1 protein-coding gene is annotated in these 969 nt (G+C 69.9%); it reads left to right on the top strand.

The features are described from left to right. On the top strand, window positions 1-857 hold an 857-nt coding region (locus tag NZ773_16155; GenBank protein MCS6803460.1), incomplete at its 5' end, for a hypothetical protein. Window positions 858-969 lie beyond the last annotated feature (112 nt).

Below are 969 nucleotides of genomic sequence, written 5' to 3' on the forward strand. Positions count from 1 at the left end.
CCCGCGCCGGCAATGCGATCTATCTCGGGGGCAACTTCACCTCCGTCGGGCCGCCCACCGGCTCGTTCGTCGCGCTTGACGGCACCAGCGGCGCCCGCGACCCCAGCTGGCCGACGGTGAACGGGCCGGTGTTTGCCGTCGCCCCGGACGGCAGCGGCGGCTGGTACATCGGCGGCAGTTTCACCAAGGTGGGCGGGGTCGCCCGCACCTACCTCGCCCGCATCAAGGCAGACAAAACCGTCGACCCGACATGGACCCCCAACGCGAACGGCACGGTCTGGGCGCTGGCAGTGAGCGGCACTACCCTCTACGTCAGCGGCTTCTTCACCCAAATCGGCGGCCAGACGCGCAACGGCCTTGCCGCCCTTGATGCCACCACCGGCACCCTCCTCCCATGGAACCCCAACGCGAATGGCGAGGTCCGTGCGCTGGCGGTGAGCGGCAGCACCCTCTACGTCGGCGGCGAGTTCACCACGGTCAACGGCCAGCCGCGCAACCGCCTTGCCGCCTTCAATACCGCCACCGGCGACCTCCTCCCATGGAACCCCGACGCGAGCGGTCCGGTCCTTGCGCTAGCGGTGAGCGGCAGCACCGTCTACGTCGGCGGCAGCTTCTCCTTCATCGGCGGCCAGCCGCGCATCAACCTCGCCGCTGTTGATGCCACCACCGGCACCCCCCTCCGATGGAACCCCAATGTGAGCGGCATGGTCTTGGCGTTAGCGGCAGACAGCACCGCCCTCGATGTCGGCGGCGACTTCACCCGCATCGAGAGCGGCAACGTCCACTCGGGCTATGCCCGCTGGCTCTTCACAGCAACACAGCATCTCCCCTTCACCGCCCTTCGTCATCCGCACTGACGGGCGCAGCCCAGCCCGGCCCAGCGGCTGCCCGTTCTCCACCTGCGCCAGTCCCTCGGCTGAGCCCCTCCTCAGCCCGCCCGCATCCGCCCCGCAGCACGCAAGCCGGCGG

This window comes from Dehalococcoidia bacterium (assembly GCA_025054935.1).
Lineage (GTDB): Bacteria > Chloroflexota > Dehalococcoidia > SpSt-223 > SpSt-223 > JANWZD01.